The sequence below is a fragment of the Dyella sp. BiH032 genome (genome assembly GCF_031954525.1).
In the GTDB taxonomy this organism is placed as follows: domain Bacteria; phylum Pseudomonadota; class Gammaproteobacteria; order Xanthomonadales; family Rhodanobacteraceae; genus Dyella_D.
In genome coordinates this window covers 1022188-1036875 of the sequence record NZ_CP134867.1, presented here as the reverse complement: position 1 = coordinate 1036875, position 14688 = coordinate 1022188, and the positions used below count along the sequence as shown (strand labels likewise).

The 14688-nt window shown below is 65.6% G+C and carries 13 protein-coding genes; 3 read left to right on the top strand and 10 right to left on the bottom strand.

What is annotated here, in order from left to right; genetic code table 11:
* The first annotated feature begins 191 nt into the window (after positions 1-191).
* Together RKE25_RS04570 and RKE25_RS04565 are read left to right on the top strand one after the other, a co-directional pair.
* Complete coding sequence (locus RKE25_RS04570; protein ID WP_311841079.1) at positions 192-2714, top strand: penicillin-binding protein 1A; 2523 nt, start codon at positions 192-194, stop codon at positions 2712-2714.
* Between the two features lie 101 nt (positions 2715-2815).
* A complete protein-coding gene (locus tag RKE25_RS04565) occupies positions 2816-3487 on the top strand; it encodes a hypothetical protein (RefSeq protein ID WP_311841078.1) in 672 nt (223 codons plus the stop codon).
* A gap of 78 nt (positions 3488-3565) precedes the next feature.
* Here RKE25_RS04565 and RKE25_RS04560 read toward each other — a convergent pair whose 3' ends face one another.
* From RKE25_RS04560 to rpoZ, 7 genes are all read right to left on the bottom strand, one after another.
* On the bottom strand, positions 3566-4861 hold the full coding sequence (locus RKE25_RS04560; RefSeq protein WP_311841077.1) for a citrate synthase: 1296 nt from the start codon (positions 4859-4861) through the stop codon (positions 3566-3568).
* Between the two features lie 235 nt (positions 4862-5096).
* Positions 5097-5342, bottom strand: coding sequence for a type B 50S ribosomal protein L31 (locus RKE25_RS04555; RefSeq protein WP_311841076.1), 246 nt, complete (start codon positions 5340-5342; stop codon positions 5097-5099).
* Between the two features lie 92 nt (positions 5343-5434).
* Positions 5435-6367 (bottom strand): nucleoside hydrolase, encoded by a 933-nt coding sequence (locus tag RKE25_RS04550; RefSeq protein WP_311841075.1) that lies wholly within the window; start codon positions 6365-6367, stop codon positions 5435-5437.
* Between the two features lie 78 nt (positions 6368-6445).
* A complete protein-coding gene (gene recG / locus RKE25_RS04545; RefSeq protein WP_311841074.1) occupies positions 6446-8560 on the bottom strand; it encodes an ATP-dependent DNA helicase RecG in 2115 nt (704 codons plus the stop codon).
* An 82-nt stretch (positions 8561-8642) separates the two neighbouring features.
* Positions 8643-9026 carry a RidA family protein gene (locus RKE25_RS04540; RefSeq protein WP_311841073.1) on the bottom strand — a complete coding sequence of 128 codons (384 nt, stop codon included), beginning with the start codon at positions 9024-9026 and terminating at the stop codon, positions 8643-8645.
* Positions 9027-9097: 71 nt separating this feature from the next.
* The gene (locus RKE25_RS04535; RefSeq protein ID WP_311841072.1) at positions 9098-11263 is read right to left on the bottom strand and encodes a bifunctional (p)ppGpp synthetase/guanosine-3',5'-bis(diphosphate) 3'-pyrophosphohydrolase; all 2166 of its coding nucleotides are present in this window, start codon (positions 11261-11263) and stop codon (positions 9098-9100) included.
* A 136-nt stretch (positions 11264-11399) separates the two neighbouring features.
* Positions 11400-11690: a DNA-directed RNA polymerase subunit omega gene (rpoZ, locus tag RKE25_RS04530; protein WP_026633813.1), complete on the bottom strand. Its 291-nt coding sequence runs from the start codon at positions 11688-11690 to the stop codon at positions 11400-11402.
* A gap of 210 nt (positions 11691-11900) precedes the next feature.
* On the opposite strand from rpoZ, the gene RKE25_RS04525 reads away from it, so the two are divergent.
* Positions 11901-12746, top strand: a complete 846-nt coding sequence (locus RKE25_RS04525; RefSeq protein WP_311841071.1) for a VacJ family lipoprotein — start codon at positions 11901-11903, stop codon at positions 12744-12746.
* Positions 12747-12804: 58 nt separating this feature from the next.
* On the opposite strand, the gene RKE25_RS04520 is transcribed toward RKE25_RS04525, so the two are convergent.
* The 3 genes from RKE25_RS04520 to mlaD are packed head-to-tail and all read right to left on the bottom strand — an operon-like array spanning position 12805 to position 14685.
* Positions 12805-13098 (bottom strand): STAS domain-containing protein, encoded by a 294-nt coding sequence (locus RKE25_RS04520; protein WP_311841070.1) that lies wholly within the window; start codon positions 13096-13098, stop codon positions 12805-12807.
* A complete protein-coding gene (locus tag RKE25_RS04515) occupies positions 13095-13763 on the bottom strand; it encodes an ABC transporter substrate-binding protein (RefSeq protein ID WP_311842328.1) in 669 nt (222 codons plus the stop codon). The genes RKE25_RS04520 and RKE25_RS04515 overlap by 4 nt, the downstream gene beginning before the upstream one ends.
* The gene (gene mlaD / locus RKE25_RS04510) at positions 13753-14685 is read right to left on the bottom strand and encodes an outer membrane lipid asymmetry maintenance protein MlaD (protein WP_311841069.1); all 933 of its coding nucleotides are present in this window, start codon (positions 14683-14685) and stop codon (positions 13753-13755) included. Before mlaD ends, RKE25_RS04515 begins: the two co-directional genes overlap by 11 nt.
* Between the last annotated feature and the right edge of the window lie 3 nt (positions 14686-14688).

The window sequence follows — 14688 nt, the reverse complement described above, 5'->3', positions numbered from 1 at the left end:
CAACGGCCTACGGGAACTTCCTCGACTGTTTTGGCGTGACGGCATGCACAGTTAGCGCCAATCACGTCCCGGGCCGTTTTTGTGACGTAACGATGACCTGTGGTGGGAATGTGCCGACCGGTCCCGTTAAGTAAATGGTGCTACATCTATACTGTGTCGTGTTTTGACTCAGGTCTCGCAATATCCACACCATGCAAATTCTCAAGCGTCTGCTGCGCTGGGTGCTGATCCTTGCTTTCACCGGATTGCTGCTGGCGGTAGCCGCGGTCGGTGTGGCCTATTGGCTCGTCTCGCCGCGCCTCCCCTCCGTCGCGGCCCTGAAGGACTACCACATGCAGGTGCCGCTGCGCGTCCTCAGCGCCGACGGCAAGCTGATTGCGTCGTTCGGCGAGACCCGGCGCATCCCGGTCAGCATCAACGATGTGCCCGACCGCCTCAAGCATGCCGTGCTGTCGGCCGAGGACGGTGACTTCTACCGCCATCCCGGCGTCGACTGGCACGGCATCGCCCGCGCCGGCTGGCACGTCGTGGTGTCCGGCGGCGACAAGGGGCCGGGCGGCTCCACCATTACCCAACAGGTTGCGAGGAACTTCTTCCTCAGCCCCGAGAAGTTGTATTCGCGCAAGCTGATGGAGATCTTCATCGCCCTGCGCATGGAGAACGAGCTGACCAAGGACCAGATCCTGGAGCTCTATCTGAACAAGATGTTCCTGGGCCACCGCTCCTACGGCGTGGCCGCTGCCGCCTCCTATTACTACGGCAAGACGCTGGACCAGCTGACCAATGCCGAGTGCGCGCTGATCGCCTCCACATTCCAGCTGCCCTCGGTGGTCAACCCGCTCAACAACCCCAAGCGCGCCATCGCCCGGCGCAACTGGGTGCTGGGCCAGATGCTGCAGAACCGGTACATCACCCAGGCCGAGTACGAGCAGGCGGTCCACGAGCCGAACAACGCCTACCCGCACGAACCACCGATCGAGGTCGACGCCCCCTACCTGGCCGAAATGGTCCGCCTGCAGGCGCTCGACCGCCTGGGCAACGACGCCCTTACCGAGGGCTACGTCATCAAGACCACGGTCCAGAGCACCCGGCAGCAGGCGGCGGTGGATGCCCTGCGCGCCGGCCTGGTCGATTACGACCGCCGCCACGGCTGGCGCGGCCCGGAGGACCACCAGGAGCTGGCCGACCACGCCGGTGGCGACGACTTCGACCGCATCCTGTCGAGCTACATCGACGTCGGCGGCATGCGGCCCGGCCTCGTCACCGACGTCGCGGGCAGCGAAGCCACCGTCTACCTGTCCAGCCGCGAGCAGGTGAAGCTCGGCATGGACGCCGTCGCCTGGGCGAAGCCCTACGTCAACGAGACGCGCGTGGGCGCAGCTCCGAAGAATGTGGCCAGCGTGCTCAAGCGGGGCGACGTGATCCGCGTCGCGCGCAATGCCAAGGGCGAGTGGGAGCTGGCCCAGATCCCGAAGGTCCAGGGCGCGCTCGCCTCGGTCAATCCGGAGGATGGCTCGCTGCAGGCGCTGGTCGGCGGCTTCAATTTCCTGCGAAGCAAGTTCAATCGCGCGGTGATGGCAGCACGGCAGCCGGGCTCCAGCTTCAAGCCGTACATCTATTCGGCAGCTTTCGAGCGCGGGTTCACGCCCGCCTCCATCGTCAATGACGCGCCGCTGGCCCTGCCCGACCCGTCGCGGCCTGACGGACTCTGGACGCCATCCAATGACGACGACAAGTTCGATGGCCCTATCCGCCTGCGCGAAGCCCTGGTGAAATCCAAGAACCTGGTGTCGGTGCGCCTGCTGGACGCCATCGGCGTGCGCTATGCTCGCGACTACATCACCCGGTTCGGTTTCTCCGCGGATGCCCTCCCGCCCAATCTTTCGATGGCCCTGGGTACGGCTTCGGTCTCGCCGATGGGCATGGCCCGCGGCTATTCCGTGTTCGCCAATGGCGGTTACCTGGTGACCCCCTACTTCATCAGCGAAATCGACGACCGCGACGGCAAGCCGGTGTACGTGGCGAATCCCGCGCGCGCCTGCCGCACCTGCCAGGAACGCCTGCTCGATACGCGTCCGCCCGGTCCGCCGCCCGCCGCAGCCATCGCACCCGCCAATTCGGTGGCAAATGCCGGCGCGCCCGCCGGCGGAGCGAGCGCTAGCGCCGTCGGCGATGCGGTACTGCCCGCCGATGCCCATGGAGAAGGCGCGCATGCCCCGGTGCTGGCGCCCCAGGTCATCGACGTGCGCAACGACTTCCTCGTTACCTCCCTCATGAAAGACGTGGTCAAGCGCGGTACCGGCGCCGCCGCCATGGCGCTGGGACGGGACGATCTCGCAGGCAAGACGGGCTCGACCAACGACCACCGCGATGCCTGGTTCGTCGGCTTCAATGGCGATCTCTCCACGGCGGTGTGGGTAGGCTTCGACGACTTCAGCTCGCTGGGCCGCGGTGAATTCGGCGCGAAAGCAGCATTGCCGATCTGGATGGATTACATGGGCGCCGCCCTGAAGGACCTGCCATCCACTACGCTGCCCATGCCGCCGGGCATCACGACCGTGCAGATCAACCGCTCCAGCGGCCTGCCTTCGGAAGCCGGAGATCCCAATGCGATGCCGGAGATCTTCAAGGTGGAGGACGTCGACCGCCTGCGCCAGCAGGCCAGTCAGCAGCAGGAGGACCCCGACCAGCAGCACGCGTACGACATCTTCTGAGCACGAGCGGCGGGCAAGCTTCGATCGCCCGCCCTGGGGCCGCACGGCGGCCCCACCTCCCGGCAAGCGTCCGCACGATCGACCTAGGAGGGACCAGGACCATGGCTCGAGGCGAGCATCATCGCATCCATGCGCAGGATCGCGTCCAGCGCAACCGCCTTCGCATCGCCCAGGAGGCCGCCCGCCTCATGAGCGAGCACGGCATCCGCGACTACCACCATGCCAAGCTGAAGGCCGCCGAACGGCTCGGCATCTTCGATACGCAGGCATTGCCCCGCAATAACGAAATCGAGGAAGCGCTGCGCGAGCACCAGCGCATCTTCCATGCCCACAGTCAGCCGCAATTGCTGAAGGAGCGCCGGGAGGCCGCGGCGGAGGCGATGCGCTTCCTGGAGGCCTTCGAGCCGCGCCTGGTCGGTGCCGTGCTCGAAGGCACCGCCGATAACCATTCGGCCGTCTGCCTCCACGTGTTCAGCGACGATCCCGAGGCGGTCATGCTCTTCCTCCGCGAGCGCGGCGTTCCGGTGGAAACCCAGACTCGGCGGCTACGCATAAGCCGCGACGAGCAGGCGGAATATCCGGTACTGCTGTTCGCCGCCGATCAGCTGCCCTTCGACATCACCGTGCTGCCCACCAACGCTTTGCGCCAGCCGCCGCTGGATCGGGTCGACGAGAAGCCCATGCGGCGCGCTTCGCTGGCCACCGTGGAAACATTGATCGCCGAAGATGGCGACGACGATTTCGAACGCAAATTGGCCGCCGCTTTGCGCTGAGCGCATTCCATCCCCGAGCACGAAAAAGAAAACGCCCGGCCAAGCCGGGCGTTTTCGCGTTCCAGGGATACGACGGGCTCAGCGCTTGTCGGCCGGAACGTAATCGCGGACGTTGGCGCCGGTGTAGATCTGGCGCGGACGGCCGATGCGCGCGCCGGGCGTTTCGTGCTGCTCGATCCAGTGCGCGATCCAGCCGGCGGTGCGGGCGATGGCGAACATCACGGTGAACATCTCGGTGGGGATGTTCAGGGCCTTGTAGATGATGCCCGAATAGAAGTCGACGTTCGGATACAGCTTGCGCTCGACGAAGTAATCATCCTTCAGCGCCGCCTCTTCCAGCTTCATCGCCACTTCCAGCAGCGGGTCGTTGACGCCCAGCTCGCCGAGCACCTTGTGGGTCATCTCGCGGATGATCTTGGCGCGCGGATCGAAGTTCTTGTAGACGCGATGGCCGAAGCCCATCAGGCGGAAGTTGTCGTTCTTGTCCTTCGCGCGCTTGACGGCCGTCTCGACCTTGTCGGCAGAACCGATCTCTTCGAGCATCTTCAGCACGGCCTCGTTGGCCCCGCCGTGCGCCGGACCCCACAGGGCGGTGATGCCCGCGGCGATGGAAGCGTACGGATTGGCACCCGTCGAGCCGACGAGGCGAACGGTCGACGTCGAGGCGTTCTGTTCGTGATCGGCGTGCAGGATGAAGAGCAGGTCCAGGGCCTTGGCGGCCACCGGGCTCAGCGTCAACGGCTCGCTCGGCACCTCGAACATCATGTGCAGGAAGCGGTCGACGTACTCGAGATTGTTGCGCGGATAGCGGAACGGCCAGCCGATCGAGTAGCGGAAGCAAGCCGCCGCGATGGTCGGCATCTTCGCGATGAGGCGGATCGCCGCCAGCTTGCGGTCTTCGGCGTTATCGACGTCGATGTCGTCGTGATAGAACGCGGACAGCGACGCCACCGAGGCGGCCAGCATGGCCATGGGGTGCGCGTCGTGATGGAAGCCCTTGAAGAAGTCCTTCAGGGACTCGTGCATCATCGTGTGATGCGTGATCTGGTCTTCGAACTTGACGAACTGGTCCTTGCTGGGCAGTTCGCCATTGAGCAGCAGGTAGGCCGTCTCGAGGAAGCTCGACTTTTCGGCCAGTTGCTCGATCGGGTAACCGCGATAAAGCAGGACGCCCTGGTCGCCGTCGATGTAGGTGATGGCGCTCTTCGTGCTGGCGGTGCTGCCGTAGCCGGGGTCGTAGGTGAAGTAACCGGTGTCCTTGTACAGCGTGCCGATGTCGACGCAGGCCGGACCGAGCGTGCCGCTCAACAGGGGCAGCTCGCTGCTGCGTTTGTTCGGCTCATCCACCAACTTGACGGTCTTGGTATCGGACACGGAAACCTCCTTCGCAAATGTCGCCGCCGGTCACTCTGGACGGTGCCCATGGCGGGGGAATAGATACACCGCGCTGGGGAAGTCGCGATGCAACGCCCGCCATTATCGCACATCACCCGTTGAACATCCCTTACCGAATGGTCGGATGGCGGGCACGAAAAAACTTGGGGCGAGCTTGCGCTCGCCCCACGCTGCGAAACCAAACTGTGCCGCGAAAGAACCGCGGTTCGCGCGATTACTTCTGCGCGTAGCGACGGCGGAACTTGTCCACGCGGCCGCCCGTTTCGATGGTCTTCTGCTTGCCGGTGTAGAACGGGTGCGAGTGGCTGGAGATATCCACCTTGATCAGCGGGTACTCGTTGCCGTCTTCCCACTTGACGGTTTCCTTGGAGGCGATCGTCGAGCGCGTCAGGAACGCGAAGTCGGACGAAAGGTCCTGAAACACCACCGGGCGGTAGTTCGGATGGATATCGGGCTTCATGACGGACTCAAAGCGGTGGGTGAAAAGAGCGGCATTATAACGAGCCATCGGAGCCAAAGGCAAGTAGTTCAGCCACTTGCCCGCCTGGCTCTTCAGGCAGCCCCGAGGGCTCGTCTCACCATGACCGCGAACCTCGCCTGATCTACCTCCAGCACGATGCGCGCATTGGCCGGGTGACCGAGCCGGCCGGCCCAGTCCACGACCGTGGCGCCGCGGGTCAGCCTGCCATCCAGCTCCACCGCCACGTGCCGTTCTTCACTGCGGGTGACGATGCTCGGATCGATCGCCACCGCCATGGCCAACGCATCCGCGGCGATGATGCCGCGGCGCTTGCTGGTGGCATTGAAGGCCCGCGCGGTACGGAAGACCTGGCCGAAGAACTCGGCTCTCCGGTCGCCGGCCGCCAACCAACCGTCAAAGGCGTCTTCCTCGAAAGCGTGGCGCAGCGTGGCCTCCCAATCGACGAGGTCGAAATGAGGGAAGGCCTCGAAGACCACGTGCGCGGCTTCGGGGTCGAACCCAATATTGAACTCGGCCGGGACTTTGCCGGTGTTGCCCAACCCGGTCACCGCACCCCCCATGACCACCAGGCGCTTCACCCGCTGGGGCAAGGTCGGATCCAGCCGCAGCGCGAGCGCCACATTGGTGAGCGGCGCCAGGGCCACCAGGGTCAGCTCGCCGGGCCGCTCGCGCGTCAGGCGCAACAAGGCCAGTGCGGCCTGCTCCGTCTCCGCCGTGGCGACGGGTTCCGCAAAGCCCACATCCCCCAAGCCATCGCTTCCGTGCACGAAGGCGGCATCCTCCTCCGGACCGCGCACCAGCGGAGTCGGGCAGCCTGCAAAGACCGGCACACTGCCGCCCATCAGATCCACCAGCGTGCGCGCGTTGCGCACCGTGTGCCCCAGGCCGACGTTGCCGGCGGCGACGCTCAAACCCACGATGTCGGCGTGTGCATGCGCCATCAGAATGGCGAGTGCATCGTCCACGCCGGGGTCGGTATCGATCAGGAGCTGGGGCTTGGTCATGGGCTTTCCCTGGATGAGCCGGTTAGCTTAAGCCGGGGAATGGGACATGGGGAACTGGCGAGGCCGGCCCTCATCCGTTCATGCGTGCACATAACGCGCAGCGCCACCGATCCACCGCTCGATCAGCCGCTCCGCCTGCCCGGCGTGGTCGCGCAGCATGGCCGTGCCCACGGCCTGGACGGCCGGCAGCAAATGCGCGTCGCGCGAGAGGTCCGCGATGCGAAAGCTGAGCTGGCCGGTCTGCCGCGTGCCAAGCACCTCGCCCGGGCCGCGCAGTTCCAGGTCCTTCTCCGCGATACGGAAACCGTCGTTGGTGTCGCGCATCACCTGCAACCGCTCCCTGGCCAGGGTCCCCAGCGGCGGCTGATAGAGCAGCACGCAGTTGGAGGCCACTGCCCCGCGCCCCACGCGCCCGCGCAGCTGGTGCAGCTGCGCAAGGCCGAGACGCTCGCTGTTCTCGATCACCATCAGGCTCGCATTGGGTACGTCGACGCCCACCTCGATCACTGTGGTCGCCACCAGTACGGCCAGTTCGCCCTGCTTGAAGGCATCCATCACCGCCTGCTTCTCCTTGGGCTTCATGCGCCCATGGATCAGGCCCACATGGCAGTCCCGCAACGCGCCGGAGAGCTCGGCGTAGGCCACTTCGGCCGCCTGCGCGCGCAACTGCTCCGTTTCTTCGATCAGCGTGCATACCCAGTAGACCTGCCGTCCCTCGAGGCAGGCCGAGTGGATGCGCTCGATCACTTCGGCCCGGCGCGCATTGGAAATCGCGATGGTCTGCACCGGCGTACGCCCTGGCGGCAATTCGTCGATGGAAGACACATCGAGATCGGCGTAGGCGCTCATCGCCAGCGTCCGCGGGATCGGTGTGGCAGTAAGTACCAGCTGATGGGGAACCTGGTCGCCCTCCAGGCCTTTGTCGCGGAGCGACAGGCGCTGCTGCACGCCGAAGCGGTGCTGCTCGTCGACGATCACCAACCCGAGTCGCGCGAAGTCGACCCCTTCCTGCATCAATGCGTGGGTGCCGATCACCACGGGCGCGCCAGCGGCAACGCGCTCCAGCGCGCGCTGGCGGGCCTTGCCGGTGACCTTCCCCGCAAGCCATTCGACTTCCACGCCGAGCGGTTGCAGCCAGTGCCGGAAACTACGCAAATGCTGTTCAGCCAGCAGCTCTGTCGGCGCCATCAGCGCGACTTGCCGGCCCGACTCCACGGCAGCCAGCGCAGCGAGCGCGGCGACGACCGTCTTGCCACTGCCGACGTCGCCCTGCACCAGCCTGAGCATGGGGTGCTTCTTGGCCAGGTCCGCTGCCACGTCGTCGGACACGCGGCGCTGCGCGCCAGTGAGCGCGAATGGCAGGCTGTCGAGCAGACGCTGGCGCAGCGCGCCGTCTCCGCCCAGCATGGGAGCCCGCCGCCGTTTCACCGCGGCGCGCATACGCTTGAGGCTCAGATGCTGGGTGAGCAGCTCTTCGAAGGCCAGGCGCTGCTGGGCCGGATGCCGCCCCAGCGTCAGCTGCCCGAGATGCGCGTCGGGTGGCGGCCGGTGCACATAGAGCAAGGCCTCTCGCAACGAGGTCAAACCATGCGCCGCTCCAAGCTCCGGAGGAATCAGCTCCAGCTGGTGATCAGGCGGAAGCACCGCCAGCGCCTTTGCGATGACACCGGCGAGGCGCTTGGGCCCCAGCCCTTCCGTGGTCGGATAAACCGGGGTCAGGCGATCCTCCATCGCCGGTGGAACATCATCCAGTAAGCGCTGGTACTGCGGATGCACCATTTCCATGCCCTGCGCGCCATGGCGTGCCTCGCCGTAGACCAACAGGCGCACGCCGGGCTTGAGCTGCTCGGCCTGAGCGCGGTGGAAATGGAAGAAGCGCAATACCAAGGTCTGCGCCGATGCATCGCTGATGGCGACCTTCAGTTGCGGCCGATAGCGAAACCCCCGCTCCACCGCTTCCACTACGCCCTCGACCTGGGCGCGCTCGCCGACCCGCAGGTCGGCGATGGCCTCGATCCGGGTACGGTCCTCGTAGCGGAGCGGCAGGTGGAACCACAGGTCCTGCACGCGCTCCAGCCCCAGCCGCGCGAGCGCCTCGGCGAGGGCCGGACCGACGCCGGGCAACGTCGATACCGGCGCGAGGCCGGGATCGGGCGGCATGTCGATGGCGGAGGAAGTGGGCGAGGCAGGCATCGCGGCAAGCCTATCCGAGCCTGTCCTGGAGACGTAGCGGCGCGCGCCCACGGGCGGCGTCGGCGAACGCCCCCCGCAGGGGTCAGCCCAGAACCATCACGGCGTCGACCTCCACTTCAGCGCCTTTCGGCAGGGCTGATACCTGGATCGTCGAGCGTGCGGGATACGGCGTCGCGAAGTACTCGGCCATCACTGCATTGACCGCGGCGAAATTCGCCAGATCCGTGACGTAGATGCCCACGCGGACGACATCCGAGAGCGCGCCGCCAGCCGCCTCGGCCACTGCCTTGAGGTTGTCGAAGACCCGGCGGGTCTGCAGGTCGATGTTGCCCTGCACGAGTTCGCCGGTGGCGGGATTCAGCGGAATCTGTCCGGAGAAGTACACGGTGTTGCCGGCCCGGACGGCCTGCGAATACGGGCCGATCGCGGCGGGGGCCTTGTCGGTGGAAATGATGCTGCGGGACATCGCGCGGACCTCGGAGCGGGGAAAGTCCGAAGTTTAGGAGCGCCGACGCGGAAACGGAAAGAGTGGCGGCCTTACAGCGGATACCTGTACGCGCCGCTGACGACGCCGGTGCGCCGCACACGTCGGATGACGTCCGCCAGATGCTTGCGGTTCTTCACTTCGAGCGCGAACAGCAAGGTCGCGGCGGCACTGTCGCGCTCCACGTACTCGACGTTCTCGATGTTCGAATTCGCGGCGGCGATCGCCGCCGCCACCGTGGCCAGCACGCCGGGCCGATTGATGACCTCGATGCGCAGCTCGGCACGATAGTCTCCCTGGACGTCCCGGTCCCATTCGATGGCGACGCAGCGCTCGGGCGACTTGCGCAGCTCCATCACGTTGGGGCATTCGATCCGGTGGACGACGATACCCTTGCCGGTGGATAGGTAGCCGATGATCTCGTCCCCCGGCAGCGGGTGGCAGCAGTTGCCGAAACTCAGGACGCCGCGCTCGGCACCGGTGATGCGGATCTTCTCGACGGCGTGCTGCGTCGGCGCAGCCGCACCCTTCTGCTTGCCGCGCGCGACGAGCAGCTGACCCGCCACCACGTCGGGCATGCGATTACCCAGCGCGATGTCGGCGAGCAGCTCCTCCAGCCGCTTGAGCTTGGACGCTTCGAGGAAGCGGTCCAGTACGGCGGCGGGGATAGCGTCGAGGCTCGAACCTTGTGCGTCGAGCGCGCGGTCGAGCATGCGGTGTCCGAAATCCACCGCATCCTCATGCTGCAGATGCTTGAGGTACTGACGGATCGCGGTACGCGCCTTGCCCGTGACCACCGACTCCAGCCATGCCGGATTGGGCACCGCGGACGGCGCAGTGATGATCTCTACCAGTTGCCCCGACTCTAGCCGCGTGCGCAGCGGAAGCAGTTTCTTGTCGACGCGCGCGGCGACGGCGTGGTCGCCGACATCTGTATGCACGGCGTACGCGAAGTCCAGCGCCGTAGCATTGCGCGGCAAGGAGAGGATGTCTCCGCGCGGCGTGAACAGATAGACCTCGTCGGGAAAGAGATCGATCTTGACGTTCTCGATGAATTCGGACGACGAGGAGGTATTCGCCTGGCTGTCCGCCAGCGACGACAGCCACTCGCGCGCACGCGCCTGAGCGCTGTTGGCCGGCCCACTATCCGTCTTGTAAGCCCAGTGCGCCGCGACACCGCGCTCGGCGACGGAATCCATCTCCGCCGTGCGGATTTGCACTTCGATCGGTGCGCCGAACGGACCGAGCAGCACGGTGTGCAACGACTGATAGCCGTTGGCCTTGGGAATCGCGATGAAATCCTTGAACCGCCGATCAACCGGCTTGTACAGCGAATGCACCGAGCCGAGCGCCATGTAGCAGCTCATCGCACTGTCGACGACTACACGAAAACCGTAGACATCCATGAGCTGCGCAAAGCTCTTGTGCTCATTGCGCATCTTCGAATAGATGCTCCACGGCGACTTGATGCGGCCGATCACGCGCGAGGTCAGATGCTCGCCGGTCAACCGTGCCGAGAGCGCGGCTTCGATCTTACCCATGGCCTCGCGTCGATTGCCCAGCGCGGCGCGAATGCGGTCGCTGATCACGCGGTAGCGATCGGGGTAAAGCGCTTTGAAACCCAGGTCCTGCAGCTCGGCCTTGAACTTGTTCATGCCCAGGCGCTGGGCGATGGGCGCATAGATTTCCAGGGTTTCGCGCGCGATGCGACGGCGCGATTCGGCATCTTTCGCGCCGAGCGTGCGCATGTTGTGCAGCCGGTCTGCGAGCTTGATCAGGATGACGCGCAAGTCGCGCGCCATCGCCAGCAGCATCTTCCGGAAGCTCTCCGCGTCTGCCTCTTGGCGGCTGCGGAACCGCATCTTGTCCAGCTTGGTGACGCCGTCGACCAGATCGGCCACGGTATCGCCGAACTCGCCGGCCAGTTCGGCGCGGCTGAGAGCCGTGTCTTCCAGCGTGTCGTGCAGGATCGCAGCGATGATGGTTTCGGCGTCCAGGCCCAGCTCGGCCAGGATGCCTGCCACGGCGACCGGGTGGGTGATGTACGGTTCACCGCTTTTGCGGGCCTGCCCCTCGTGCGCCTGCGCACCGACCTCGTAGGCGCGCAATACGCGCATCACCTGGTCTTCGGGCAGGTAGGCCACGCGCTCCTTGAGCGCGAGCACGTAGGGCGGCAACGAGGACGTATCCACGGGCTCGGGATGCGTAGCCGCGGACATGTGGCGTTGGCCGCCGCTCAGGCAGCCACCCCGCGGGGCAGAAGGGAGCGAATAGGAGCGGCGGCAACGGGGCGCCCGCGTACGGCACCGGCCAAGCCGGCGCCCGCGTGGCAGCGTTTACAGCCAGCTCCGTCCATCAGTCGTCGCCGCCCTTGGAGAGATCATCGTCGACTTCGGCCGCGGCCCACTCCAGCGCTTCGCGCTCGGCACGCTCGCGCTCGGCGCGGTCGATCTCGTCGATGGTGGCCTGGTCGATGCGGCGGTCGGCGATCTCGCGCAGCGCCACGACCGTGGGCTTGTCATGGTCGGGATTGACTGCCGGCTCGGCACCCTTGGCCAGCTGCCGGGCGCGCTTGGTCGCCATCAGCACCAGCTCGAAACGGTTGTCGACTACCTCGAGGCAGTCTTCCACGGTAATGCGTGCCATGTGAAATCCTTAGGGAATAAAGCGACTTATAGGTCGCCAGTGTAGCCAGGGGGCGCTTTCATGGCAATGCAACATGGCCTTATCATGACTGGTTCAGGCGGCCTGCAGCGCCCAGCGCCGAGACTCGCCCTAGCAATACACAATATAAGAACCAGGCAGTACAATTAATCGTTTCCTCGACCTTCGCAGCGGACAGGACTTTTGATGCTGATGTCATCCCCCCTTCGACGCGCTCTGCTGCGCCTGTCGCCCCTGCTCGCCGTGGCCCTGCTGGCCGGCTGCAGCATCGCCAAGCCCCGCACGGACGATCCGCACGAACAGTTCAACCGTAAGGTCTACGCGTTCAACGATTCGCTGGACCAGGCGATCATCCGCCCGGTGGCGGTCGGCTACCGCAAGGTCACCAATCCGCCGGTGCGCCGCGCGGTGAGCGACTTCTTCACCAACATCAAGATGCCGATCACAGTAGCCAACGACCTTCTGCAGGCCCGTCCGCTCCAGGCCGCGCGCAGCACCGGCCGCTTCCTGGTCAACCTGACGCTGGGCGTAGGCGGCTTCTTCGATCCGGCCAGCCAGCTCGGCTTGCCGCTGGAAGACAATGACTTCGGCATCACCTTGGCCCGCTGGGGCGTACCCGAAGGCGACTTCCTGATGCTGCCGCTGGTGGGTCCGACGACCGTACGCGATGTCTGGCGCCTGCCGGTGGACAGTTATTTCTTCGATCCGCTGAGCTATTTCTCGCGCAACCACGACTTCCACTACGGCCAGTACTACATCCCGCAGGTGCTGTACCTGGTGACGATCCGCTCGCGTGCAATCGATGCCGAGAGCTTCCTGAAGTCGGCCTATGACCCCTACGTGTTCCTGCGCGACGCCTACCGCCAGCAGCGCATCTACCGGATCTACGACGGCAATCCGCCGGCGGAAGTGATCGAGCAGATGCAAGGCCTGAAGGAAGCCAACTTCGATCCCGACGAGCTGCTCAACGAGCAGCACCAATGGGAGAAGACGCAGCAACCTCAGGAGCCGGCGGCACAGAAGCCCAACCCGAACTGAGCACAGCAAAAAGGGGCCGCGAGGCCCCTTTTTCTTGCGCGATCCAGCTACGCGGAGCTTACGCGAGCAACCGGTCGACTTCGCACACCGAGGCCAGCACCCGCATACCCTCCGGTACGTTCCGCAGCGCCAGCGGATGGCCACGCTCCGCTGCATGGGCCAGCACCGCCAGCACACAGGCCAGTCCGGCGCTGTCGCTCTGGCTGACGCCCGCCAGGTCGACTTCGCGGCAGCCGGCGGCTGCCGCATTGATCGCGGTCAACGCCTGCGCCGCCGTAGCGAAGGTCAGCGCGCCGGAGACCTGCAAGGCATCCGGTGCGGTGCGCGTCACCTGGAAGGCGGCGGCGCTCATCCCTGCTTGCCGTCCTTGTCCATCTGCTTGAGCGCGTCGGCACCCTTGGTCTTCAGGTCGTTGATCAGATTGTCGAGGCCACCCTTGCGAATCTCGGCGTCGACCTGGTTGCGATAGTTAGTGATATAGGAAATGCCTTCGATGATCACGTCGTAGGCCTTCCAGTCGCCGTCGCGCGACTTGCGGAACGCGTAGTCCACCGACACCGTCTTGCCGTCGTCCAGCACCACCTGGGTGCGCACCACGCTGCGCTTGTCGTTGAGGTCGCCGCTGAACGGCAGCACCTTCACGCGGCCCTGGGTGTAGCTGAGCAGGCCTTCGGCGTAGCGGTGGGTGATCGAGTTGTAGAAGGCGCGGGCGAACTCCGCGCGCTTCTCCGGCGTGGTCTCGCGGGCATGCTGCCCGAGCACCAGGATCGACGCGTAATCGATGTCGAAGTGCGGCAGGAAGACGTCGTCGATCACCGAGATGAGCTTCTCCTTGTCCTTCTTCAGCTCGGCCTGGTGACCGTCGATCGCCTTGCCCAGCTCGTCGACGATGGTCTGCGCCACCTGCTGCGGGGGCTGGCCCGCCGCCGGCGCCTGGGCGGCGGCTTGGGCAAAGGCCGGAGCGGCGACGACACCGGTAAACGCGATGGCGGTGGCAAGAGCCAGACTACGCAGCATCATGGGTAACTCCTGGAATCGACCTGGGTGTGGCGGCCAGCTCAGTGCTTGCCGGCCGGGGGGAAGAGGAAGAAGAGGACGCGGCGCCATTGTCCGGCTTCTTGTCGCTCGAGGAACCATTGACCAGGAACTTGCCGATCAGGTCTTCGAGCTGCAGAGCCGACTGGGTCAATACCAGCTCGTCACCGTCCTTGAGGGCATCCGGCGAGCCGCCGGGCTGGATCGCAACATACTGAGTACCGATCAAACCGCTGGTGAATACTGCCGCGGCCGAATCGTCGGGTATCTGGCTGTATTTCTTGTCGATCGACAGCTCCACCAGGGCGTCCAGCTTGACCGGATCGGCCTTGACCGACTTGACGCTGCCGATGGCCACGCCGGCCATCTTCACCGGCGCTCCGGCGGACAGCGCACCGACGTTGGTGAAGCGTGCCTTGACCGTATAGCTGCCGCCCAGGTTGTCCGCCGCGCCGCCGGCGCCAAAGAACTTGCCGAGCATCTCCTCCAGCTGCTGCGCCGGGCGCGTCAACGCCAGCGTGCCGCCTTCGGCCAATGCCTTGGACGAGTTGCCGTACTGGATACCCACGTACTGGTCGCCGAGCAGGCCGCTGGTGAAGATGGTGGCGACGGAATCGTCCGGGATCTTGTCGTAGCGCTTGTCGATGGCCAGCTTCACGTCGGCTGTCTCCTTGCCCGGATCGAGCACGATCGACTGCACCTGGCCGATGCGCACGCCAGCCACCTTCACCGGCGCGCGCTCCTTGAGCTGGCCGATGTTGGCGAAATGCGCTTCCACGACATAGCTCGGTCCGCGGTTGGTATTGGCCACGGACGTCGTCTGCGTGGCGAGGTAGCCGAGCGTCGCGAAGCCCAGCACGATGAACAGGCCGGTGCCGACGGCATAGGATGGTCTCTGGCTCACGGC